Here is a 25,018-nt window from a genome sequence, read left to right as displayed (position 1 = left end):
TTATGCCGATTTTTACAATACATCGGCAGATCACCCATAGTGCCAGTGAAATGTTTGATCTGGTTTCAGATATTGAGCGTTATCCTGAATTTTTACCAATGTGTGAGTCTTTAACATTACGTTCTCGAAAAGAATATGGAAAAAAAATATTGCTTCTTGCGGATATGACCGTTGGCTATAAGATTATCCGTGAGACTTTTACGACTCAAGTATTTCTACAGCCGGAAAAAAATCTTATAGAAGTTAAATATATTGATGGTCCATTCAAATATCTTGAAAATCGTTGGGCCTTTCATGATATTGAAAATACCAATGCATGTAATGTAGAGTTTTTTATTGATTATGAATTTAAAAGTAAAACGCTTGGATTAGTGATGGGCTCAATGTTTGATATTGCATTTCGTAAATTTACCGAGGCTTTTGAGAAGCGGGCGCATCAGATTTATGGCTCTACGGAAACATAGTCTACTCTGTTATTTTTTAATAATACGTATTGCTTATAACAGCGTGAAGATGAAAACCGGTTTCCATCTTTACTATTTGTTTTTAATTCAGCTTTCAAAAGCATATTGAAGGAATATCATTTTAAATGGTGAAGATGATGCACAGCTTCACGCTTTTGTTTCTCTCTTTTTAATGGAGGCACATCCGTTAAACAAAACGCCCAAATAGAACATGCTTGCGTCATACCCATTTCATAATAGTGCTCATAATAAATAGTATAGATTCTCGTAAAAGTATATAAAATCAACATCTTTACACTTATGAAGAAGTAAGCTTGCACTATTTATTGATCATCTCTCAAGATGTTGCGTCAGCTTTTAGCACTTGAGAGAGGTACAAGTGTCCCTTCTTTAATTATTTTATTTATACAGTTTTTTCTCTTGTGGCGTGCAAGTGAATAAATTTGATTAATTAAACCTACACAGGATTGAAGTGAGATAACTTTACGGTATTCAGATCTTTCAATTTCAAGTTATGATACAATAAATTATTTTTTCAAGATGTGAATGATTATAGACTCAATGTGGAATAGAGAATTTTGAAATTAGTATGGGGAATTCAGTGAAGCAATTCCAGAATCATTTTAAAAACACTTTCAACAGTTGCATGGCGAATAGCATTGCGATTAAGATGACCAAAGTGCATTTCTTTGTGCAGGGGGGAGTGATTTTTGTAAGCAACTGCGCAATGTACAAGTCCTACAGGTTTATCAAGACTTGCACCTCCTGGACCAGCAATTCCTGTTACAGAAACTGCAATGTCAGCTTGTGAATGTTTTAATCCACCCTCAGCCATTGCAAGAGAAACTTCTTTTGAAACGGCACCATAGGTTCTTATAAGTTCAGCACAAACGCCAACAAGGCGTGTTTTGGATTCATTTGAATAAACAACAAATCCACAATCGAGAACATCTGACGATCCTGCAATATTTGTGAGGCTTGCAGCAATGAGCCCTCCTGTACAAGACTCTACAGTTGTTAATAGTAAACCTTTTTGGCGAAAGGTATTAAGGACTTCATGTGCTTGTTTTTCACAAAGATATGTCATTGGGGAATTTCTCCTGAATAAAGAACGCTTGCTGTTGCAAAAGCAGCAATTCCCTCACCACGACCAATAAATCCAAGCCTTTCATTTGTTGTTGCTTTGATAGAGATTCGATCAGGTGTTATTGCAAGTATTGTCATAAGATTTTCTGTCATGGCATGACGATAGGGACCAATTTTAGGATTTTCAGCGATAATTGTGATATCAACATTGGCGATACGACCACCTGCTTTTTTTAGAATATCAAGAGCATGACGGAGAAAAATTTCTGATGATACATTTTTCCATTGAGGATCAGAGGGAGGAAAATGTGTACCGATATCTCCAGCACCTCGTGTAGCGAGCAGGGCATCTGTTAATGCATGAAGAGCAACATCCGCATCAGAGTGTCCGTTTAATTTTTTATAAAAAGGGATTTTTATGCCACATAAAATAAGAAAATCACCATCCTCGAAAGAGTGAACATCATAACCATTGCCAGTGCGGATATCAGGAAACATCTGCATTTTCTTTTGGAGATATAAATGTGCAGTATTAAAATCTTCATGCCATGTAATTTTTATGTTGTTAGGATTTCCAGGGACGGTACGCATAGGAATTCCAAACCATTCGGCAATCGCAGAATCATCAGTGAATTCTTGTTTGCAAGCTTGTTTTGCTTGTTTATGGGCCGCTAAGATATGTTCAAAGGGAAAACACTGTGGAGTTTGTGCACTATAAAGATAGGCACGGGGAATTGTTTCTAAAACATGCTGATTATTTACACGTTTAAGGGTATCAGAGATGGGCAAAACAGGAAGAACACCTTCTTGAGGCGTGATCGTGTTGTGAATGTTATCAAGAAGCTTGTTTTCGATAAAGGGGCGTGCACCATCATGAATATGCACATATTGGGGATTTATTTTTTTGAGTGCTTGAAGTCCATGTAAGGTAGAGATTTGACGTGTATTGCCTCCTTCAACGATAATAAGGCGCTCTTTAAAATCGCCAAGTGCTTGTTCACAGATTTGACGATCTTTTGGATGAATAACGAGGATAATTGTTGTGATAGCTGGATGTTGCAAAAAACAATTCACTGTATGATAAATAATCGGCTTTTGTCCTAGAAGCCGGTACTGTTTTGGAATTTTATGAGGAGATCTTGCTCTTTCACCGCGTCCAGCGGCTAATATTATTGCTGCGATAGAAATACTTAATCTCCTTATGTTATAAGCTTAGTTTGCTTTTTTATCATTAATTTTGAAATGATTTTGAAAGGATGGTTGTTTTAGATCAGCAAGGGATATCACGGATAACACCTCAAAAAAAGCATTTAATGCTTTTTGAAGTGCGGTATTTAAACTACAAAAATCGATTAATGGGCAAGTCGGCTCTGCAGTATCGAAACATTCTGCGAGGGAAAAGTTGTCTTCTGTTACTTTTACAACATCAGCGACTGAAATCTCTGCTGCGGGTTTAGCCAATTTAACACCACCATTGCGTCCACGCACTGTTTGTATAAAACCGGCTTGAACAAGCGGCTGAAGGATTTTAAATAAAAAAAGTTCTGAAACGGCATATGCTTTAGCAATTTCTGGAACACGACTGAGAGTTCCCTGATTATCTGCACAATACATGAGCATTCGAAGAGCATAATTTGTTTGTTTTGTTAATCGCATCTCATTTCCTTCGTAAAGTATCGTCGAACACAGTTTATTTTAAAGATATTTTGCAAAATGGAGAAGTTCTTTCTCATTGACTATATTTGCCCTATTTTAAATGTAGTATTAGTATTGTCAATTTTTGCTACAAAAGGTTATATGAGAATAATGGGATAAGGGTATGTAAGCTCATGACGAATATAACATCTGTGACGTATCTTCAAGACATAGATAAAAATACTTATAACGATGAGTTGTATCGTTTAAGTAAGGTATATATTTTTTTAGGGATTACAATTATTGTATTGGCTTTACTTACGGCCTCTGTTTCTTTTATTATTCTTATTGGATTAACTCCTGTTGTTCCCAGTAGAACAGTAACCCTTATTCTTATAGGGATTAATAGTTTTTGGGTTTTAGGGCTTATTGTCATCGTTTTTTATGAGATGATTCCGATCATTCGTGCTTGGCGTTCAAGACGTGCAGGATCGCGTCTTCATGTGCGCCTTATTTCATTGTTTGCACTTGTTGCGACAATGCCAGCTGTTGCTGTAGCTCTTGTATCGGGTCCAGCACTAAATTTGGGACTTGATCGATGGTTTGATACAACAACGCGGCAGATTGTGGGTTCTTCTATTGATTTAGCAAATGCTTATGCAGATGAAATGCTTCAAAATTTAAAAAATTTATCCTACGCGATGGCATTTGCACTTGATAACAAAAAACTCTTAGAACGTAATCCAGCTGAATATAGGATGCAATTGACACGTCATGCTATAGGACGCAATTTGCGTGGTGCATTTTTGTTAAGTTCTAGCGGAGCTATTTTTGTATCGAGTGCTCTTGGTGATGAAGATAAACTGCCAATTCCTCCTTCTCATCTTATTGAACGAGCAACCAGTGCGAGACCTTTTTCTTTTCAACCAGGCGTTCATGATTATTTTGGTATTATTTTAAAATTTACCAACATTCCAAACACATTTTTATATTTGGTGCGTGACGTTGATAAAGGTGTTTTATCTGCTTTGCGTTTGACAGAAGTCAATACAGATCGTTATCGCGATTTAAATGAAAATCGCCTGCTGACGCAAATTGCATTTGGTATGCTTTATTTGTGTCTTTTTTTTAGTTTATTCTTATCAGCCATTTGGGCTGCTATTGCTGTCGCTGATCGCTTAGTACGTCCTATTCGTCTTCTCATTAGTGCTGCTGATGATGTTGCTACTGGAAATATGGAAATTTTCGTGCCAGTACGAGCAAAAGATGGAGATATTGGGCAATTATCCAAAACTTTTAATTACATGGTCAGTGAATTGAAAAGTCGGCGCAATGAGTTGATTGCAGTGCGTGATCAAATTGATGAGAGACGGCGTTTTTCTGAAGCTGTGTTATCGGGTGTAACAGCGGGAGTCGCAGGTATAGATGATAATGGTGATATCACAATTATCAATCGATCTATTGAAGCGATGTTTGATATTCGCTCTGAGCACGTTGTTGGCCAAAGTCTTTTATCTTTAAGCGCTGAAATTTGGCAGGTTTTTCAGTTTGTGCGTTCATTGGATCGTAAAAATCATCGTGAGCAGGTCACTTTAAACGTTGCAGGAAAAGAGCGTGTCTGTAATGTCCAAGTTACGATGGAGGAGGATGATGGACAGGGGCAATCTTGGGTTCTAACAATTGATGATATTACAGACCTTGTTGCAGCGCAACGTACAGCGGCGTGGGCGGATATTGCGCGGCGTATTGCACACGAAATCAAAAATCCTCTCACACCCATTCAGTTATCTGCTGAACGTATTCGTAAACGTTATAACAAAGTTATTACACAAGATAGAGAGGTTTTTGATCGGTGTATTGAGACAATTATTCGACAGGTTGGAGATATTGGGCGTATGGTTGATGAGTTTTCCTCTTTTGCACGTATGCCCAAACCACAAATGCATATTTTAGATATACGAGAATTGTTGCGCGAAGCATGTTTTTTGATAGAAGTAACGCGACATGATATTCATTTTGAGCAAGATTTAGGAAGTCTACCACTTATGGGTGCATTTGATAACCGTCTCATTGTACAGGCTTTTTGCAATGTTATCAAAAACGCGAGCGAATCCATAGATTCAGTTATGCGAGAGGAAAATATTCACGGTCATATTCTTGTCCGTTCTTATCGTCAGGAAGAATGGCTGGTTGTGGATGTTGTTGATAACGGGAAAGGACTTCCTAAAGAGCAAAGACAAAAGTTATTAGAACCCTATATAACAACACGGGAAAAAGGAACAGGGCTGGGGTTAGCCATTGTGCGCAAAGTTATTGAAGATCACGGTGGTTTCATGGAGCTTCATGATGCACCGGTGAGTTTTTATGAAGGTCGTGGTGCGATGATCCGTTTGATATTTCCGGCGGATGAGGGTAAGCAGGGTAATATTATACAAGCCATAAATCATAAGATAGGGGAATAGTATGGTATCAGATATCTTGATTGTTGATGATGAAGCAGATATTCGTGAGCTTGTTGCTGGTATTTTAGATGATGAAGGTTATGAAACGCGTGTTGCTTGTAACTCTGATGAAGCATTGGCTCAAATTAGTGAACGTATTCCAAAGCTCATTTTTTTGGATATTTGGCTACAGGGTAGTCGCCTCGATGGTTTAGCACTGCTTGATGAAATTAAAACACAATATCCGGCTCTTCCGGTCGTTATGATCTCTGGGCATGGTAATATTGAGACGGCTGTTTCCGCTATAAAGCGAGGGGCATATGATTTTATTGAAAAACCTTTTAAAGCTGATAGACTTGTATTGGTTGCAGAGAGAACACTTGAAAATTCAAATTTAAAACGTGAGCTTTTAGAATTGCGAAAGCGTTCGAACGAGACATTAGAGTTGCTCGGAAAATCGACTGTTATAAAAAATTTACGTCAAATCATAGAAAAAGTAGCACCAACCAATAGTCGAATCATGATAACAGGTCCTTCAGGGGCAGGAAAAGAGACTGTTGCACGTACTATTCATGCGCTCTCAACGCGTTCGAATGGACCATTTGTTACAATAAATGCTGCAACGATTACTCCGGAAAGAATGGAAATAGAGCTGTTTGGCAGCGAAATGGAAGGAAGAGAGCGCAAGATTGGTGCCTTAGAGGAAGCTCATGGCGGTATATTATATCTTGATGAAATTGCTGACATGCCACGTGAGACTCAAGGTAAGATTCTTCGGGTGTTAACGGGGCAGACATTTGAGAGAGTTGGCGGCACAAAACGTGTTAAGGTGGATGTCCGTATTATTTCTTCGACAGCGCAAAATCTTGAAAACCTCATTTCCGATGGGCGCTTTAGAGAAGATCTTTTCCACCGTCTTTCCGTTGTTCCTATTGCTGTTCCGCCTCTTTCAGCGCGTCGTGAAGATATTCCAGAACTTGTACATCATTTTGTGAAAACAATATCACAGCAGGTTGGGATTAAACCACGTGCAATTAGTGATGATGTGATTGCTATTTTGCAAACGCAAGCTTGGCCGGGTAATGTGCGGCAATTACGTAATAATATTGAGCGTCTTCTTATTCTTGTGCGGGATGGTGATGGTCCTATAACAGCGGACTTTCTTCCTAGTGAAGTAAGTGATTCTTTGCCACGTCTTCAAATGGATTCAGATGAAAGTATAATGGATTTGCCGTTACGTGAAGCACGAGAATTGTTTGAAAAGAGATATTTAGTGGCGCAGATTGGGCGTTTGGGTGGAAATATATCACGTACTGCTGAATTTATAGGCATGGAGCGTTCAGCTTTGCACCGTAAACTTAAAGCGCTTGGGGTTTCTTAAAGCGATGCGTGTTATTATTTGTGGAGCAGGACAGGTTGGTTATGGGATAGCAGAGCGTCTTGCTGCTGAAAATCACGATGTTACTGTTATTGATATTGAAACGAGATTAATTGAAAAGATTCGCGATACATTGGATGTGAGAGGTTTTGTTGGTCACGGTTCACGTCCTGAAGTTCTTTTGGCTGCAGATGCAGACAAAGCTGATATGTTGATTGCTGTCACTTTGTTTGATGAAGTCAATATGGTAGCTTGCCAAGTAGCACATTCATTATTTAATGTGCCCACAAAAATTGCTCGTATTCGCTCACAATCTTATTTAGAACCACGTTATAAGACGCTTTTTTCCAGAGAGAATATTCCCATTGATGTGGTTATTTCGCCAGAAGTTGAAGTTGGTGAAATGGTTTTGCGCCGTATTGCTTTACCTGGTGCAATAGATGTTCTTTATTTTTGTAATGATGATATTGTTGCGCTAGCCTTGGAATGCATGGAAGATTGTCCAGTTATTAATACACCTTTGCGTCAATTAACAGAGCTTTTTCCAGATCTTCATACGACGGTTACCGCTATTAAACGTGGCGCGGAATTATTGGTTGCGCATTCAGAAACGCAATTACGCGTTGGTGATATAACCTATCTTGTTGTTTCTCGTGAACAGATGCGTCGTGCTGTTGGGCTTTTTGGTCATAAAGAACAAGATGCCCACCGCATGATTATTGCAGGGGGTGGTCACATTGGTCTTTATGTTGCACAGGCTATTGAAAAGCGTTTTCATAAATTAAAATTGAAGATTATAGAATCGCATAGAGAAAGAGCTCTCACAATTGCTGATCAGCTTGAAAAAACAACAGTTTTATACGGTAACGTGTTAGATCCAGTGATTCTTCAAGATGCGGGAATTGATCAGTCCGATTTAATGATTACATTGACCAATCAAGATCAGGTTAATCTCTTAAGCGCTATTATTGCTAAAAGATTGGGCTGCAAAGCCAATATGGTATTGATTAATAATGTTGCTTACCAAGAATTTAGTCGTGCTGTTGGTGTTGATGCATATCTTAATCCCCATAGTGTTACAATATCGAGAATTTTGCAACAAATGCGCCGTGGGCGTATACGTTCTGTTCATTCAGTTTTTAATGGCCGAGCAGAAATTATTGAAGCTGAAGTGATGCAAACATCTTCATTGGTTGGTAAGTCATTATCAGAGCTCAATTTATCAGATGGTTTGAGAATTGGCGCAATTTATCGCAATAAGACAATAATACAGCTTTCGGCAGATACGCGTATTTTGTCTGGTGATAGAATAGTGATTTTCGCTCTTGCTGATAGGGTGCGTGATGTTGAACAACTCTTTCGCGTAAGTTTAGAATATTTTTGATATATTATCTATGGATATTTGTACTTTTTGGTATAGTGGACAATTAAGATTGGTGGATAGGCTTTGCTTGTCCTCAATGGTTAAAACTGGACAGCGCGTTAAGCTTTTTAGTTATGATAAAAAAATAGATAATCTCCCTGCTGGTGTTGAGTTGCATAAAGCCGAATCAATTTTACCACGCTCAGCTATTTATCGCCTTGATCCCGATTTTTCTGATGATAAACCAGGGTGTACAATTGTTCAATTCTCGGATTTTTTTCGTGTTATGCTGATGAAATATCAACAAGGTGTTTGGTTAGATACAGATGTTTACCTTGTTAAACAATTTCATCCCGATGCGGATAAGGTTTGGTTGGCAAGAGAAAATAATACAAGAGTAGGTGTTTCTGCACTTTATTTTCCGCCCAATAACCCTATTATAAAAACATTTGAAGATTATTGGGCAGGCACAGAAATGGTGCCGAGTTGGCTTGGATTTAAGCGTCGTGTTTGGAGACCATTCTGGTTAAAGAGAAAAAAAATGCCGATTTTACCGGGAAGTCTTGGTGTTACGATATTTGGCAATGATGGTATTTCACGATTAGCAAAACGATATGGTTTTTTTCATGAAGCAAAGGAAAAGGAAACTTTTTATTATTGGACTGGGCGAAAAACTGAACGTATTTTTGAACCAGCTTTTGGCGTAAAGCCGCTTACAGATTCACGCTTGATAGGCTTTCATATTCACAGAAAGACAAAGACTACGGAAAGACCTCAGGAAGGAAGTTTTTACCATTGGGCGGTATCTCGCATTCCTGATGTTCATCATTTGTTTAGGTAGAGTTATTATTGCTATTTTAACTATTGAGATTTTAATCTACCTTAAACAGCTCTTGATTGTAGCTTGCACAAGAGAGTAATGTTAACATATGGATAAAAACATTGAATGTGTAAAGAGCGGTTGTTATATGAACGGAAAGTAAAAATATGAGTGATCCAATGAAAACAGCATTAAGCCTTGTTCCTATGGTTATTGAACAAACCAATCGTGGTGAACGGGCCTATGATATTTTTTCCCGTCTTTTAAAGGAGCGGATTATTTTTATTAATGGTCCTGTTGAAGATGGTATGGCAATGCTTGTTTGTGCACAATTGCTTTTCTTGGAAGCGGAAAATCCTAAAAAAGAAATTAGTCTTTATATTAATTCTCCAGGTGGTGTTGTAACATCTGGTATGGCTATTTATGATACTATGCAGTTTATTCGCCCTCCTGTTTCTACGCTTTGCATGGGGCAGGCGGCATCTATGGGGTCTTTATTGTTAACAGCTGGAGAAAAAGGTCATCGTTTTACATTGCCAAATGCACGTATTATGGTGCATCAACCATCTGGTGGTTTTCAAGGTCAAGCTTCAGATATTGAGCGACATGCGCAAGATATTATAAAGATGAAACGGCGTTTAAATGAAATTTATGTTCAACATACAGGTCAAGATTATGAGGTTATTGAGAGAACTCTCGATCGCGATCATTTTATGACAGCAGAAGAAGCCAAAGCGTTTGGCTTAGTTGATGATGTTATACAATATCGTGCAGAAACTGAAAAAGAAGAAAAAGATTAAGAATTTTTATAGAAAAAACAGCTACTTTAAATCACAGAGTTTTATAAAAAATATCGCAAAATAAGAGAAACACCTAAAAATATTGAGACATGCATGGTTTTCTATATGTCTTTTAGTTTTCATGATGAAAAGCTTCCTTTGAAAAGGCAAAGTATTCATATATCGTGGTGAAAGGAAAGAAAAATGAGCAAAATTAGCAATAGCGGGAACGAATCAAAAAATACTCTCTATTGCTCGTTCTGCGGCAAGAGTCAGCATGAGGTGCGTAAGCTCATTGCGGGGCCTACTGTATTTATCTGTGATGAATGTGTAGAGCTTTGCATGGATATTATTCGGGAAGAAAATAAGTCTTCTGGGGTTAAGGTGCGTGATGGTGTCCCTACGCCACAGGAAATTATAACAGTTCTTGATGATTATGTTATTGGTCAGCAGCATGCAAAGCGTGTTCTTTCTGTTGCTGTTCATAATCATTATAAACGATTGGCGCATCAATCTAAAAGCAATGATATTGAGTTAGCTAAATCAAATATTCTTCTTGTTGGTCCAACGGGCTGTGGTAAAACTTATCTTGCACAAACATTAGCACGTATTATTGATGTACCTTTTACGATGGCAGATGCGACCACTTTGACTGAAGCAGGTTATGTGGGGGAAGATGTTGAAAACATTATTCTTAAGCTTCTTCAAGCAGCAGATTATAATGTTGAACGTGCGCAGCGTGGTATTGTTTATATTGATGAGGTTGATAAGATTTCTCGTAAAGCAGATAATCCTTCTATTACAAGGGATGTTTCGGGAGAAGGAGTTCAGCAAGCGTTATTAAAAATTATGGAAGGAACGATTGCTTCTGTTCCTCCTCAAGGTGGACGTAAGCATCCGCAACAAGAGTTTCTTCAGGTTGATACCACAAACATCTTATTCATTTGTGGGGGAGCTTTTGCAGGTTTAGAACGGATTATTTCAGGACGTGGTGAAAAAACTTCTATTGGTTTTTCTGCGACCGTTAAGGCTCCTGATGAGCGTTGTGTCGGTGAAATTTTTCGTGATTTAGAACCTGAAGATCTTATAAAATTTGGTTTAATACCAGAATTTATTGGGCGCCTTCCTATAGTTGCTACCTTAGAAGATTTAGATGTTAATGCCCTCATGCAAATTTTATCACAACCTAAAAATGCGTTAGTAAAGCAATATCAGCGTCTTTTTGAAATGGAGAATGTTGAATTAGCATTCCATGAAGATGCTTTACGTGTTATTGCAAAGAAAGCAATTGAACGTAAAACTGGTGCTCGTGGTTTACGTTCCATTATGGAGAAGATTCTTCTTGAGACGATGTTTGAGCTACCGGCTCTTGAAGGCGTTCAAAAAGTGGTTATTTCGAGTGATGTCGCTGATGGGAAAGCGCGTCCTCTTTATATTTACTCAGAACGAGCAGAAGATAAAGAAAATGTATCAGCATGACATTGTGCGATGCACAATATAAAAGGTGGTAATGAATGGTATTTGATGGGTGTTTCTAATAATATCATTATAATGCTTGATTTATGTATGAGTAATTACCACTTCATGTACTGTGAAGAGCTGATGTTTTCTAAAGGTGGGCTGGTTGTTGTAGATAGCTCATAGGCTCCAGAAAGGAGAGTTATGCAATATATTGATGAAAAGACAGATGAAGTAAGAGATGGGGTTTATGCTGTTTTACCTCTTCGTGATATTGTTGTCTTCCCCCATATGATTGTTCCACTTTTTGTGGGCCGCGAAAAATCAATTCGTGCTCTTGAAGAGACGATGGCGGTTGACAAGCAAATACTATTGGTGACACAAAAAAATGCTTCTGATGACGATCCAAAATCAGAGGATATTTATCATATTGGTACATTTGCTAATATCCTTCAACTTTTAAAGCTTCCGGATGGTACTGTAAAGGTTTTGGTTGAAGGAACTGCACGTGCAAAAATTAGTCAATTTTCTTTAAGTGAAGGTTATCATCAGGCTTTTGCAACTGTTACAGAAGAACCTAGAGAGAGTGATGTTGAGATTGAAGCTCTTTCAAGGTCAGTGATTGCTTATTTTGAAAACTATGTAAAGCTTAATAAAAAAATCTCTCCTGAAGTTGTCAATGCGATTGGCCAGATTGATAATTCTTCTAAGCTTGCCGATACGATTGCTTCTCATTTGATGATTAAACTTGCAGAAAAACAGGAAATATTAGAGCTCTTACCTGTACGGGCCCGTCTTGAACGTGTTCTGTCCTTCATGGAAGGGGAAATTTCTGTTTTGCAGGTTGAAAAACGTATTCGTTCGCATGTTAAACGGCAAATGGAAAAAAACCAACGAGAATATTATCTCAATGAGCAGATGAAGGCTATTCAAAAAGAGTTAGGAGCAGGTGATGATAGCCGAGATGAACTCTCTGAATTAGAAGAACGTATCAAGAATACAAAACTATCCAAGGAAGCACAGGAAAAAGCTGGGGCAGAATTGAGAAAATTACGGAATATGTCTCCTATGTCTGCAGAAGCGACAGTTGTCCGTAACTATCTTGATTGGTTATTAGCAATGCCTTGGGGTAAAAAATCTAAAATTAAGAACAATTTAGATTTTGCTGAAAAGGTCATGAATAATGAACATTTCGGTCTTGAAAAAGTTAAGGAGCGAATTATTGAATATTTGGCTGTACAAAGTCGCGCGTCAAAGATAAAAGGTCCTATTATTTGTTTGTTAGGTCCTCCTGGAGTAGGGAAAACATCATTAGCGCGCTCTATTGCAAAGGCGACGGGGCGCGAGTATGTTCGTATCTCATTGGGAGGCGTGCGGGATGAAGCAGAAATTCGCGGACATCGTCGAACATATATTGGTTCGATGCCTGGAAAAATTATCCAGTCTATGAAAAAAGCAAAAAAATCTAATCCGCTTTTTTTGCTTGATGAAATTGATAAAATGGGACAAGATTTTCGTGGAGATCCTTCATCCGCTTTATTAGAAGTTCTTGATCCTGAACAAAACAGTACATTCATTGATCACTATTTGGAAGTTGAATATGATCTTTCTGATGTCATGTTTATCACAACTGCCAATACGCTTAATATTCCAGGTCCGTTAATGGATCGTATGGAAATTATTCGTATTGCTGGTTATACTGAATGTGAGAAAATGGAAATTGTTAAACAGCATCTTTTACCAAAGGCACTAAAAGATCATTGTTTGTCTAAAAAAGAACTCAGTATTTCTGATGGAGCACTACGGTCAATTATTCAGTTTTACACACGTGAGGCAGGCGTTCGTAACCTTGAGCGTGAACTCATGAAAATTTCCCGCAAATCTGTTACAAAAATTCTCAAAACGCATCAAAAATCTGTAAAAGTTACAGAAAATAATATTCATGATTTCTTGGGTGTTAAACGTTATCATTACAATCAGATTGAAGGAGAAAATCAAATTGGTGTTGTGACAGGACTTGCGTGGACAGAAGTTGGTGGAGAGTTATTGACCATTGAAGGAGTTATGATGCCCGGCAAAGGTAAGATGACTGTAACTGGAAATTTACGTGATATTATGAAAGAGTCCATTTCAGCGGCAGCATCTTATGTGCGTTCTCGTGCTGTTGATTTTGGTATTGAACCTCCACTTTTTGAAAAACGCGATATCCATGTTCATGTTCCAGAGGGGGCGACGCCAAAAGATGGACCATCTGCTGGGATTGCAATGGTGACAGCAATTGTTTCGGTCCTTACAGGAGTGGCTGTGCATAAAGATATTGCAATGACTGGTGAAATTACTTTACGTGGACGCGTTTTACCAATTGGTGGATTAAAAGAAAAACTCCTAGCAGCTCTTCGAGGAGGGATAAAAAAGGTACTTATTCCTGAAGAAAACGCAAAAGATTTGGTTGATATTCCTGACGATGTCAAAAATAATATGGAAATTATTCCGGTAAATCATGTGAGTGAAGTTTTGAAGCACGCTTTGGTTCGTTTTCCAGACACTATTGAATGGAAAGAACCCTCTACAGTGGCTGTCCCAATCCGGTCAGAGAGCAGTGATAGTGAAGGAATACAGATTGCGCACTGATTCACGTATCTCATTTATAACGGCATTTTTTAGGTGGCAGAAGGCGTTGGTGAGGTTATTATTCTGTTTTTTGTTGGAAAAAGTGAAAAATTCCGTGAATAACTGTGATTATTACTAAAAAAACAATGTTTTGGATAAAAATAAGACTTCTGTTTGCTGTACTTTTCAATAAACTGACCAATAACATGATTAAGTCATGTTCAGGTAATATAGGGAAAGGAAATATTTTATGAATAAAAGTGAATTGGTTAGCTCCGTTGCTGAAAAGGCAGGTGTTTCAAAAGCGCAAGCTGGTGCTGTTGTTGATGCTTTTATGGCTTCTGTAACAGAAGCTTTGGCTTCAGGGGGAGATGTTCGTCTTCCAGGTTTTGGCTCTTTTGAAGTTTCTCATCGTGCTGCAACAAAGGGGCGTAATCCTTCAACTGGTGCTGAAATCGATATTCCAGCACGTTCTGTACCCAAATTTTCTGCAGGAAAAAGCCTTAAAGAAGCAGTTAATAAAAAATAATTTAAGTTACATTAAAAAAACCCGGTTTATTTATAAGCGGGTTTTTTTAACACATGTATTATGTGTGTTTTTCATATAAAACTTTGACATCTTTGCTATATTTTTTATTTTCATGCATTGCTGATATTTTTGAAAATGATTTTAAGTGTTGTATAAAGTACTGTCAGCTTAAAATATATTCTTTTTACTCTTTTCAATAGAATATCGCACTGTATTAATGAAGTACTGGTATGGCTTATTAAATATAATGTTAACTTTTATTACACTGAAGTGTTACGGTGTTTATTTCAAAATAAGACCCGTAAATAGTATGATGCGAAAAACTCTATGAAGTGTATAAAAGGTATTATATATTGCCATTTACGCTTAATAAAAGCATATGTTGGTGCCACCGCACTGTTTTTCTCATTGCCTATAATGTTGCGACTAGCCCTCGATGTCTGAGACGAGTGCATAAGGGGTAGTTTTATTCTTTTACTTATACACCAACCTTGCTTGTGACGTACCAAGAGGATAATTTTTATTGGTTTATTATAAGAGGGACTAAAATGAAAGAATCTTATGATATTCAGATTTCGCTTTCAGTATTGTGATTTTTCTTAGCATTTGAGAGGGGAGAGATAGATCCAGCTCTATTCTACAAATATTTTTTCCATATCTTTATTTCACTTTCTGATATGCAAGCGAGCGCTTTTTTTCATCACACAAGAGTTAAAATGAGAGAATATCATAAATTTTAAGGGAGGAAGTTAAAAAACAGAAAAATTATTCTTATAAAATAATATGTATTACGTAATATAAAAACTATTAATAGAAATAATACAGTATTGCTTATGTATTTTTCATCTATTTAATTTTTTTGATTATTTATATGATTTATTTTATTTTTAGTCATTAAATCATATTACATTGTTTATAGCGGTAAAGGTTTTTTATAGCCAAAAGTTATTTCACAGCACCTACATAATTGAATAAATGATGAAACGTAGGATAATATTTATTGCTAGGGGAAGGCAGTCTTTAAAAGGCTTTGGAATGATTTTTTCACGAGAGTCATAAAGATCTATTCAGTAGGTGAGAGGCGAATCGTGTGCTTTTTATAAACAGGAATTCTTTGATTCTTTATCTGCTAACCACTGAGTACAATCATTGAGAGCTCTCGCTGTTATGGCTTGTTTTTTTACTAATTTTTTTTCTTTACTTGGTAAGCGTTTTCCTGAATGTTTAATAGAAGCAATAGGGGGAAAGAGTCCGAAATTGATATTCATTGGTTGAAAAGACAGTGTTTCTGCTTTTTCATCTATGATGTGTCCCCCCGTAATATGATTCAAAAGGGCTCCGAATGCTGTAGTTTGTGGGGGCAGGCAAGGAGAAATATGATGATATTCGGCAGCAGCAAAACGTCCAGCAAGAAGCCCTATTGCCGCTGATTCTACATAACCTTCACATCCGGTAATTTGTCCTGCAAAGCGTAGTTGTTTTTTTTGTTTTAAACGAAGGGTTTGATCAAGAATGATTGGCGAGTTGAGGTAGGTATTACGGTGAAGCCCCCCAAGGCGCGCAAACTCTGCTTTTTCAAGACCGGGAATCATTCTAAAAATGCGAATTTGTTCTCCATATTTCAGTTTTGTTTGAAAGCCAACCATATTGTAAAGCGTTCCAAGTTTATTATCTTGGCGTAATTGAACGACAGCATAGGGTTTAACTGTAGGGTTATGGGCATTGGTTAAGCCCATAGGTTTCATAGGACCATGTCTTAACGTTTCAAGTCCGCGCTCAGCCATAATTTCAATGGGGAGGCATCCATCAAAATAGGGTGTTTTTTCAAAGTCACGAAACTCTGTTTTTTCAGCATTTTTTAATGCTGCAACGAATGTTTCATATTGTTCTTTGTTGAGGGGGCAATTAAGATAATCTTTACCTGTTCCCTCAGGACCAATTTTATCATAGCGAGACTGATACCAACAAATGTTGATATCAATACTATCGGTGTGGATAATAGGTGCAATCGCATCAAAAAAAGAAAGAGCTTTTATACCGGTTATTGCTTGTAATTCTTGAGCAAGTGCAGGCGATGTAAGGGGGCCTGTTGCAATGACAACATGTTTCCAGGCTTTAGGAATTTCTTGAACTTCTTCACGTTGGATTGTTATAAGAGGGTGGTTTTCGAGTGCTGTCGTGACAGTTTTTGAAAATCCATCACGGTCAACAGCAAGGGCACTACCTGCGGGAACTTTATTGGCATCAGCAGCTTTCATAATTAACGATTTTGCTAATCGCATTTCAGCATGTAAAAGCCCTACGGCATTTGTTAATGAATCATCAGAACGGAATGAATTTGAACAAACCAGTTCTGCCAATTTATCGGTTTTATGGGCATCTGATTTTTTTTCGGGTCGCATTTCATGCAAAACAACAGGAATTCCTGACTGAGCGATTTGCCAGCTTGCTTCACACCCCGCAAGACCGCCACCGATGATATGAATTGGGATATCAAATGTCTTTAACATAATTGGCTTTTAGCGTAAGCAGTTATGTATGAAAAGCATAGATTTTGTTTTTTTTAATATATTTGTTTGCTTTTTTTCTGTAATTAATGGTATAGAAACGCCGCTTGTATAAGGTTATTAGCTTGTAAGTTTGAGCGGATGTGGCGAAATTGGTAGACGCACCAGATTTAGGTTCTGGCGGGAGACCGTGGGGGTTCGAGTCCCTCCATCCGCACCAAAGCAATCCCTTAAGTGCTACGGATTTCTACGTGTCTGAAATTCCGCTTCATGGTAAATGTAACACTCGAAGTGTTAGAATGTAATGATTATTAGAGTGGGTTTATCCCTCTCCTTAGAAAAATGAAGGTGTTTAATGCAGGTTACCGAGACGCTTAATGAAGGACTGAAGCGCGAAATTAAGATCGTGGTCCCAGCGAAAGATTTAGAAGAAAAGTTGAATGAACGATTGGATGATACCAAGGGAAAAATCAAGCTTAATGGCTTTCGTCCCGGTAAAGTGCCTAGTGGGCATTTGCGAAAAATGTATGGTAAATCCTTTATGGCGGAGATTCTCAATGAGATAATTAGTGATGCACCACGTTCTATTTTAGCAGACCGCAATGAACGTGCAGCGATGCAGCCAAAAATTGATATAGATGAAGATGAAAAAATTCTAGATGGTAACGCCGATTTTACTTTTAGTTTAAAGTATGAAGTTTTACCAAAAATTGAAATTAAAGATTTTGAACATATTACGGTTATCCGTGAAATTGCAACTGTTCCTGAACAGGATATTGATGATCAAGTCAAACGCGTCCTTTCTTCTACGCGTAATTATTCCCTAAAAGAGGGGGATTCTGAAGAAGGTGATCGTATTACCATAGATTATCAAGGTAAGCTTGAAGGCGTTCCATTTGAAGGTGGGGCAGATAGTGATGCACAACTGATTCTTGGGTCAAAACAATTTATTCCTGGTTTTGAAGAACAATTGGTTGGTGTGAAAGCTGGGGATGCAAAAACGATTTTTGTTAAATTTCCAGATAATTACAGTGCGGCACATTTGGCGGGACGGGAAGCAGAGTTTGACATTACTGTCAAAGCTGTCTTTAAACCAGATGAATTAAAAATTGATGATGAAGCAGCGCAAAAAGTTGGTTTAGAGTCTCTAGATCGCTTACGTGAGGTCGTTCGTGGGCAGATTGAAAGCCAATATGGTTCAGTGACACGTCAAAAAGTTAAGCGTCAAATTCTTGATGCTTTAGATGCTGATTATAATTTTGAGATTCCTGAAGAACTTTTAGAGATTGAGTTTAATAATATATGGGCTCAGGTTAATGATGATTTGAAAAAGGCTGGGCGCAGTTTTGAAGATGAAGGTATTACAGAAGAAAAGGCACGGGAGGAATATCGTGTTCTTGCGCAACGTCGTGTTCGTCTTGGTTTGGTGCTTTCTGAAATTGGAATGAAGGTTGGTGTTAAAGTTAGTGAGGATGAGCTAAAAGCAGCCGTTTTTGATCAGGTTCGCCAGTATCCTGGACAAGAGAAAGAGATTATGGATTTTTTCCGTAGGACTCCGGAAGCTGTTGAAAATCTACGTGCTCCGATTTTTGAAGAAAAGGTCATTGATCATTTATTAGCACAGATAAAAGTCACAGATAAAGAAGTGACGGTTGAAGAGTTGATGAAAGAATATGACGAATCAGATGTCCCTGAAGAAAAGCCGGCAAAGAAAAAATCTGCAGTGAAAGAAACGTCTACAGAGAAAACATCAGCTAAGAAAAAGGCTCCTAAAAAAGCTTAATATTTATGCAAACAGAAAAAGCCCGATAGAATCGGGCTTTTTGTAAGATTTATATCCTAGGATTGCACTTAAGAGAATGGTTTTAGATAAGCCATGAGTATATTTTAAAATATTGGTAGTGGATTGGCAATGAGCATCATTGATACGCGTACTCCTGATTCTAAGCGTTTTATTTCTGGCGTTACAGGTGATTGGGAAGTCATCATTGGCATGGAGGTTCATGCGCAAATCATATCAAATTCGAAACTTTTTTCAGGAGCATCAACCAAATTTGGTGCAGAGCCGAACAATCATGTATCACTTATTGATGCAGCCATGCCGGGTATGTTGCCTGTTCTTAATCAAGAGTGTGTTCGTCAAGCGGTTCGAACGGGGTTAGGATTAAAGGCGCATATTAATTTAAAATCTATTTTTGATCGCAAAAATTATTTTTATCCAGATTTACCGCAGGGGTATCAGATTTCTCAATTTCGCTATCCCATTGTGGGAGAGGGAAAGATTATCATATCTGTTGGTCCAGATTCGAATGGCCAATTTGAGGATATTGAAGTGGGAATTGAAAGATTGCATCTTGAACAGGATGCTGGAAAATCGATGCACGATCAACATCCAACGATGTCTTTTGTAGATCTTAATCGTTCTGGTATTGCTCTTATGGAAATTGTTTCCAAACCTGATATGCGCTCATCAGATGAAGCCAAAGCCTATATGACAAAATTGCGTACGATTGTTCGTTATTTGGGCACTTGCGATGGCAATATGGATGAAGGTTCTATGCGTGCAGATGTCAATGTATCTGTTCGTCGTCCTGGTGAAGATTTTGGAACGCGCTGTGAAATTAAAAATGTTAATTCTATTCGCTTTATTGGTCAAGCAATTGAGTATGAAGCGCGTCGTCAGATTGCAATTTTAGAAGATGGAGGCGTCATAGATCAAGAGACTCGGCTTTTTGATGCCGCTAAAGGTGAAACGCGCTCTATGCGCTCAAAGGAAGAAGCGCATGACTATCGTTATTTTCCTGATCCTGATCTTTTACCATTAGAGTTTGATCAAGCATTTGTAGATGCTTTGGCAGCAGACTTACCAGAATTACCTGACGCTATAAAAGCACGTTTTGTTAAGGAAATGGGATTGACAGTGTATGATGCTTCCATTCTTGTGACAGAAAAGGCTATTGCTGATTATTTTGAAGAAGTAGCGCGTGGGCGTGATGGAAAAATAGTTGCCAATTGGGTGATTAATGACCTTTTAGGGGCTTTAAATAAGGATAATCGTGAGATTGAAGAGTCACCAGTATCGCCAAGTCAATTGGGAAGCATTATTGATCTCATAAAAGAAGGAGTTATTTCTGGAAAAATTGCCAAAGATCTTTTTGAGATTATTTGGAATGAGGGAGGGGATGCGCGCCAAATTGTAGAAGAGCGAAATATGAAGCAGGTAACGGATACAAAGGCTATTGAAAGAGCTGTTGATGAGATCGTTGCCAATAATTCTGATAAAGCTGCGCAAGCAAAGCATAAACCTGCTTTAGCTGGTTGGTTTGTTGGACAGGTAATGAAAGCAACAGGTGGTAAGGCAAATCCCCAAGCTGTTAATGAATTGGTTAAGATGAAACTTGGCATAGATTAATTTTATGGGGTGGAGAAGAAGCCATACATATGATATCTTCTTGAAATTAAGGGATAGCACGTTATCCTATCAATTGGAATTGTAGTTGAATTTACTAGTAACTTTTTCGATAATTTCAATCGTTAGCATTTTTATTCCAACAATGAATTTCATGAGCGCACTAAATGAATGGAATAGCAGATGGCTCGTTTTTTTAAGCAAATCTTCACATGGTGGAATGGCAATACCATTGGTACGCGTTTTTTCACATGGCGCAAAGGTAAGCGGATAGGGGAAGATCAATTTGGAAATATATATTATGAAGGAGGACTTCATAAGGATGGTTATCCGCACCGTTGGGTTATCTATAAAGACTATTCTGAGGCCTCTACTATTCCACCAGGTTGGCACGGCTGGATTCATCATCGTTGTGAGTGTCCACCAACACAGGAGGATTATCGTTCTTATGAATGGGAAAAGCCCCATGTTGCAAATATGACAGGAACAAGTGAGAGCTATCGACCAAAGGGAGCTATCACCGCCAGTGGAGAGCGTTCTTGTGTGCATGAAGATTATGATGCGTGGTCACCTAAAAAATAAAATGTTTTAATGCGCTCGTATATTTTTGTCTTGTTTGACTCTATGTTATGGAAAGAATTATTTTTTTAGGTACGATTGATTTTGATATGATGAGATTTTTTTTATTGTTAGGGGTGAGGCATTTTTTTTATATTTTTTTTATGGGAATTTTAGTGTTTTTATCCTTAAATAGTGGGGTGCGGGCTGAGCGTATTAGCAATGGAGTTGCTGTTTTTGCAGGTCTTGACAAAATCACGGGGCGGACCACACGTTTTGAAGTTCCTCTTGGTAAAATTTATCAGTACGGTGCATTACAGGTAACACCACGTGCGTGTTATACGAGCTCTAAAGATGAACCAACGCGTACAACTGGTTTTGTTGAAGTCAATGAAGTGACATTAGATAAAAAAATACGGCGTATTTTTACAGGATGGATGTTTGCAGATAGTCCTGGTTTGAACGCTGTTGAGCATCCTATTTATGATGTATGGTTAAAAGATTGCAAGCAGGATTCTCAAGATCTTCCTCTTCAATGATGAATGTATTATCTATTTATTATATATTGATTTATAATGGTCCTTTATCATTTTACAACTTAATAAGAGGTTCAAATCCCTATGATTTCCTCCTTTAAATTTTTTTTATATTGAATTAATCCAAACTATTCTCTTGCGCATTACAAGTGGCGGATGTGTAGATAAGACTGTCTAAGATAAGGAATAAAAATTTCCTTCATGAGCTGTTTAAATTCAAAAATGCATCATTAAAATCAATAATTTTTTCCAGTGTTTCATAGGAGACAGTTCTTGAATTTATCTGTTAGAGATTGAAATGAAAGGTTTGTTTATATTTGTTAAAGAGATAGACAGACGCTTTTGCATTTATAGGGAAAACAGACTATCAAGAGAGTAGTTCATCATGAAACACCAATGAGTATATCTAGAGAATGCTGTTGGTAGTTCTTTTCTTATAGAGATGTCGTTTTTCATTCAAAGAGTAGAAGCAATACAAGCTATATTAATAGAAAAATTGAGATTTAAGATTATTTCAAGTTTATCAATCGAAGTATAGCTTAGTTAAAAAATGCAATGATCAATATATTTCTAGTAAGAAAACAATGTTTGTATATTTTTATTATACACCACCTCATAAATGAGTTTATCTATTCGCAAGTTCTTGTGTAGTGCATGATAACTTCACATTTAAATAAGCGGATACCCATCAGTTTGTAAATCATATGCTTGATATCCATGCTTTTTAAAATCTTTTGTATAAAATACACGTGTTTTCATGTAGAGCTATTGAAAATTTAAAAAGGGGCTCCGAAGAGGCGTTAAAAAGATTCTGCATCACTGGGAGTGGTATATTTATTTTGTATAAAGAATATCCCACTCTCTAAAGAATATGAGATTTTATACAATGAAAGTTTCTAGTCACCAACATAATGATGTTTCACGATTGCCGAAACAACCTAAAGAACCCTTGTTGAATGTTCCATTTATTATAGTTATTTTGATAGCATTTTGTTTTTGTCTTTATTGCATTTCTCAATATTTTTTTTCTCATCAGCTTTATGTTGAAAGTCTTGAGTTTTTTTCATTTATACCAGCATTGTTTAAGAGGGATCCTGTAGCACTCTGTTATACCATGGTGAGTTATTCGTTTATGCATAGTAGTTTTAAACATGTTGCTCTTAATATGGTTTGGCTTGTGGTTTTTGGCTCTCCTTTAGCAAGACATTTTGGTGCTTTACGTTTTTTAATTTTCTGGGTGTTAACGGCAGTTATTTCTGTTTTGACTTATTTTACATTTCATCAAGAAAGTACCATATCACTTATTGGGGCGTCAGGTGCCGTATCTGGAATGATGGGAGCTATTGCACGTTACGGTTTTTCTAGTGGCTATCCAGCTGTTAATGCGCAGAACGAAAATTTTTTGGGACCTTTATTGTCCGTCAAAAAAGCTCTGTGTTCTAAGGGCGTCCTTGTTTATATGAGTGTATGGCTGACGGCTGATTTTATCATAGGTATTTCTTCTATTTTGTTTGAAGAAAATGGCACCTCAATAGCATGGGAAGCTCATATTGGCGGGTTTCTTGCGGGTTTTTTGTTTGTTGGTTTTTTTGATGCTTCACAAAAAAATAAAAACTAGAATCTAAGATATTTATGTGCCACATAAAGCGCTATTGTTGCTGCATTTGAAACATTTAATGATTTAATATTTCCAGGCATATCAAGGCGTGTTAAAGCGCAAACAGTTTCGCGTGTTTTTTTACGTAAACCTTTACCTTCTGCTCCTAAAACAAGAGCAATTTTATTCCCTGTTAATGCTGTTTCTAAAGGTTGGTCACCTTCTGAATCGAGACCAAAGCTTGTAAAACCTGTTTGATGAAGTTCTTGCAGAGCTTCAGCGAGGTTTCGTACGGTAATATAATGAATCATTTCCAGAGCTCCAGATGCCGCTTTCGCAAGAACACCGCTTTCGTGGGGAGAGTGACGGCAAGTTGTAATAAGTGCTTTAGCTTTCAATGCAACTGCAGAGCGCATAATAGCGCCAACATTATGTGGATCGGTAATTTGATCCATGACAATGACCAGATCAGTATTAGTTAGTTCCGATAGTTTGCATGGTTTGAGGGGGAGAGTTTCCAAAACAATACCTTGATGAACAGCCTCACTTCCAACAAGCGAATCAAGATATTTGGGGGTGCATAATGTAACAGAGCAAGGATAATCTGATTCGGATATATTCAATCGTTTTAAGGCATTTTGTGTAACGTAAAGACATTTTAAAATTCTTTTTGGGTTTTCTAAAGCGGCCTGAACAGAATGAATGCCGTAAAGATGAATGAACCCTTGCTGTAAAGAAACAGCTTTCTTCTTTGGGTGTGTAAAAGATCGAGAAGGAGAGCCTTTTGTATCGCGATATCGGCGACGCAAACGAGCATAATGAGAATTTTGTGATGTTTTTTCTTTCATAGCTTCTTTATAGCGTGTTAATAAGAAAAATAGAGAGAAAAAATCTATGATTTAAAATTATGAGCAGGAAATTTGTACAGAATTGTATTTATACTGTTGACAGATACAATAGTAATCGTCATAACGACTTCGCAATCAGATTGAATTGAATGGGTATTCAAGATGGTTGTCGTGATGTCTCATTGCGCGACTTTATCGGTGTAATGGAGGGGTGCCCGAGTGGTTAAAGGGGGCGGACTGTAAATCCGTTGCGTATGCTACGTTGGTTCGAATCCAACCCCCTCCACCATCCATCGAAGGAGAGTTAGTACGTGGGTCATGCGGGTATAGCTCAATGGTAGAGCAGCAGCCTTCCAAGCTGAATATGCGGGTTCGATTCCCGCTACCCGCTCCAAATGGTTGTTGATGATTGGGCAAATAGGTATGATGGAGGATATTCCATTTATAAATTGGGTGGGGTTTTCCGTCTAAGAGTTGTGGTGATTGGGCTGTTTACAGTCTAGTCAGACTTAGGTTTTGCAGAACTGTCCCTAGGTGCTAACAAAAATAGGGAATAAAACAAGAGATTAATAGCAATGGCGAAGAGCAAGTTTGAACGAACAAAACCGCATGTTAATATTGGTACGATTGGTCACGTTGATCATGGGAAGACCTCGTTGACAGCAGCGATTACGAAATATTTTGGTGAATTTAAAGCCTATGACCAAATTGACGCTGCCCCAGAGGAACGCGCACGTGGGATTACTATTTCTACAGCACACGTTGAGTATGAAACGGAAAATCGTCACTATGCGCACGTTGATTGTCCAGGACACGCTGATTATGTTAAGAACATGATCACAGGGGCAGCACAGATGGATGGTGCTATTTTAGTTGTTTCAGCGGCTGATGGGCCAATGCCTCAGACACGTGAGCATATTTTACTTGCACGTCAGGTTGGTGTTCCAGCAATTGTTGTTTTTCTTAATAAAGTTGATCAGGTTGATGATGTAGAACTTTT

At 37.8% G+C, this 25,018-nt stretch carries 20 protein-coding genes and 3 tRNA genes; 18 read left to right on the top strand and 5 right to left on the bottom strand.

Annotated features, from left to right (window positions below; genetic code table 11):
• Positions 1 to 2 precede the first annotated feature (2 nt).
• On the top strand, positions 3 to 464 hold the full coding sequence (locus ACFIKU_RS04005) for a type II toxin-antitoxin system RatA family toxin (RefSeq protein WP_273723361.1): 462 nt from the start codon (positions 3 to 5) through the stop codon (positions 462 to 464).
• Between the two features lie 598 nt (positions 465 to 1,062).
• Here ACFIKU_RS04005 and ACFIKU_RS04000 read toward each other — a convergent pair.
• From ACFIKU_RS04000 to rirA, 3 genes are read right to left on the bottom strand one after another with little or no spacing between them, the layout of a single operon-like run.
• Positions 1,063 to 1,551, bottom strand: coding sequence for a CinA family protein (locus ACFIKU_RS04000; protein ID WP_375656750.1), 489 nt, complete (start codon positions 1,549 to 1,551; stop codon positions 1,063 to 1,065).
• Positions 1,548 to 2,738, bottom strand: a complete 1,191-nt coding sequence (locus tag ACFIKU_RS03995) for a bifunctional 2-C-methyl-D-erythritol 4-phosphate cytidylyltransferase/2-C-methyl-D-erythritol 2,4-cyclodiphosphate synthase (RefSeq protein WP_375656787.1) — start codon at positions 2,736 to 2,738, stop codon at positions 1,548 to 1,550. The genes ACFIKU_RS04000 and ACFIKU_RS03995 overlap by 4 nt, the downstream gene beginning before the upstream one ends.
• Before the next feature lie 24 nt (positions 2,739 to 2,762).
• Entirely contained in the window at positions 2,763 to 3,206 is a 444-nt protein-coding gene (rirA, locus tag ACFIKU_RS03990; RefSeq protein WP_375641456.1) for an iron-responsive transcriptional regulator RirA, read from the bottom strand.
• 173 nt (positions 3,207 to 3,379) lie between these two features.
• Here rirA and ACFIKU_RS03985 point away from each other — a divergent pair, with 173 nt between their 5' ends.
• The 8 genes from ACFIKU_RS03985 (at position 3,380) to ACFIKU_RS03950 (ending at position 14,563) form a co-directional block, all read left to right on the top strand.
• A complete protein-coding gene (locus tag ACFIKU_RS03985) occupies positions 3,380 to 5,647 on the top strand; it encodes an ATP-binding protein (RefSeq protein WP_375656749.1) in 2,268 nt (755 codons plus the stop codon).
• 1 nt (position 5,648) lies between these two features.
• A complete protein-coding gene (locus ACFIKU_RS03980; RefSeq protein WP_375656748.1) occupies positions 5,649 to 7,007 on the top strand; it encodes a sigma-54-dependent transcriptional regulator in 1,359 nt (452 codons plus the stop codon).
• Between the two features lie 4 nt (positions 7,008 to 7,011).
• Positions 7,012 to 8,388, top strand: a complete 1,377-nt coding sequence (gene trkA, locus ACFIKU_RS03975; protein WP_273791154.1) for a Trk system potassium transporter TrkA — start codon at positions 7,012 to 7,014, stop codon at positions 8,386 to 8,388.
• A 10-nt stretch (positions 8,389 to 8,398) separates the two neighbouring features.
• Positions 8,399 to 9,208 carry a hypothetical protein gene (locus ACFIKU_RS03970; RefSeq protein ID WP_375656747.1) on the top strand — a complete coding sequence of 270 codons (810 nt, stop codon included), beginning with the start codon at positions 8,399 to 8,401 and terminating at the stop codon, positions 9,206 to 9,208.
• Between the two features lie 146 nt (positions 9,209 to 9,354).
• A complete protein-coding gene (gene clpP, locus ACFIKU_RS03965; protein WP_375656746.1) occupies positions 9,355 to 9,987 on the top strand; it encodes an ATP-dependent Clp endopeptidase proteolytic subunit ClpP in 633 nt (210 codons plus the stop codon).
• 183 nt (positions 9,988 to 10,170) lie between these two features.
• Positions 10,171 to 11,445, top strand: coding sequence for an ATP-dependent Clp protease ATP-binding subunit ClpX (gene clpX / locus ACFIKU_RS03960; RefSeq protein WP_375641452.1), 1,275 nt, complete (start codon positions 10,171 to 10,173; stop codon positions 11,443 to 11,445).
• Between the two features lie 183 nt (positions 11,446 to 11,628).
• Entirely contained in the window at positions 11,629 to 14,055 is a 2,427-nt protein-coding gene (gene lon, locus ACFIKU_RS03955) for an endopeptidase La (RefSeq protein WP_375656745.1), read from the top strand.
• 229 nt (positions 14,056 to 14,284) lie between these two features.
• On the top strand, positions 14,285 to 14,563 hold the full coding sequence (locus ACFIKU_RS03950) for an HU family DNA-binding protein (RefSeq protein ID WP_012231443.1): 279 nt from the start codon (positions 14,285 to 14,287) through the stop codon (positions 14,561 to 14,563).
• 1,097 nt (positions 14,564 to 15,660) lie between these two features.
• On the opposite strand, the gene trmFO is transcribed toward ACFIKU_RS03950, so the two are convergent.
• Complete coding sequence (trmFO, locus tag ACFIKU_RS03945; protein WP_375641450.1) at positions 15,661 to 17,073, bottom strand: methylenetetrahydrofolate--tRNA-(uracil(54)-C(5))-methyltransferase (FADH(2)-oxidizing) TrmFO; 1,413 nt, start codon at positions 17,071 to 17,073, stop codon at positions 15,661 to 15,663.
• A 134-nt stretch (positions 17,074 to 17,207) separates the two neighbouring features.
• On the opposite strand from trmFO, the gene ACFIKU_RS03940 reads away from it, so the two are divergent.
• From ACFIKU_RS03940 to ACFIKU_RS03915, 6 genes are all read left to right on the top strand, one after another.
• Positions 17,208 to 17,290: transfer RNA gene (locus ACFIKU_RS03940), tRNA-Leu, on the top strand.
• A 135-nt stretch (positions 17,291 to 17,425) separates the two neighbouring features.
• Complete coding sequence (gene tig / locus ACFIKU_RS03935) at positions 17,426 to 18,853, top strand: trigger factor (RefSeq protein WP_375656744.1); 1,428 nt, start codon at positions 17,426 to 17,428, stop codon at positions 18,851 to 18,853.
• Between the two features lie 129 nt (positions 18,854 to 18,982).
• Positions 18,983 to 20,482 carry an Asp-tRNA(Asn)/Glu-tRNA(Gln) amidotransferase subunit GatB gene (gene gatB / locus ACFIKU_RS03930; RefSeq protein WP_375641448.1) on the top strand — a complete coding sequence of 500 codons (1,500 nt, stop codon included), beginning with the start codon at positions 18,983 to 18,985 and terminating at the stop codon, positions 20,480 to 20,482.
• Between the two features lie 180 nt (positions 20,483 to 20,662).
• A complete protein-coding gene (locus ACFIKU_RS03925) occupies positions 20,663 to 21,061 on the top strand; it encodes an NADH:ubiquinone oxidoreductase subunit NDUFA12 (protein WP_375641447.1) in 399 nt (132 codons plus the stop codon).
• Positions 21,062 to 21,150: 89 nt separating this feature from the next.
• Complete coding sequence (locus ACFIKU_RS03920; RefSeq protein WP_375641553.1) at positions 21,151 to 21,576, top strand: DUF2155 domain-containing protein; 426 nt, start codon at positions 21,151 to 21,153, stop codon at positions 21,574 to 21,576.
• An 883-nt stretch (positions 21,577 to 22,459) separates the two neighbouring features.
• Positions 22,460 to 23,191 carry a rhomboid family intramembrane serine protease gene (locus ACFIKU_RS03915; protein WP_375656743.1) on the top strand — a complete coding sequence of 244 codons (732 nt, stop codon included), beginning with the start codon at positions 22,460 to 22,462 and terminating at the stop codon, positions 23,189 to 23,191.
• Here the strand turns inward: ACFIKU_RS03915 and ACFIKU_RS03910 are convergent.
• Positions 23,188 to 24,018, bottom strand: coding sequence for a TrmH family RNA methyltransferase (locus ACFIKU_RS03910; RefSeq protein WP_375656742.1), 831 nt, complete (start codon positions 24,016 to 24,018; stop codon positions 23,188 to 23,190). The two genes, ACFIKU_RS03915 and ACFIKU_RS03910, sit on opposite strands and share 4 nt — an antisense overlap.
• Before the next feature lie 205 nt (positions 24,019 to 24,223).
• On the opposite strand from ACFIKU_RS03910, the gene ACFIKU_RS03905 reads away from it, so the two are divergent.
• The 3 genes from ACFIKU_RS03905 to ACFIKU_RS03895 form a co-directional block, all read left to right on the top strand.
• Positions 24,224 to 24,307 (top strand) — tRNA-Tyr (locus ACFIKU_RS03905).
• Between the two features lie 31 nt (positions 24,308 to 24,338).
• Positions 24,339 to 24,412, top strand: a tRNA-Gly gene (locus tag ACFIKU_RS03900).
• Between the two features lie 181 nt (positions 24,413 to 24,593).
• Positions 24,594 to 25,018, top strand: a 425-nt coding sequence (locus ACFIKU_RS03895) for a GTP-binding protein (protein WP_375656741.1), incomplete at its 3' end; no start/stop codon positions are given.

Origin of the sequence: Bartonella sp. CM120XJJH, from assembly GCF_042194715.1 — a bacterium.
Taxonomy (GTDB): Bacteria; Pseudomonadota; Alphaproteobacteria; order Rhizobiales; family Rhizobiaceae; genus Bartonella.
Note: the sequence above shows the minus strand (reverse complement) of the source record. Positions and strands in the feature narration are given on the sequence as shown.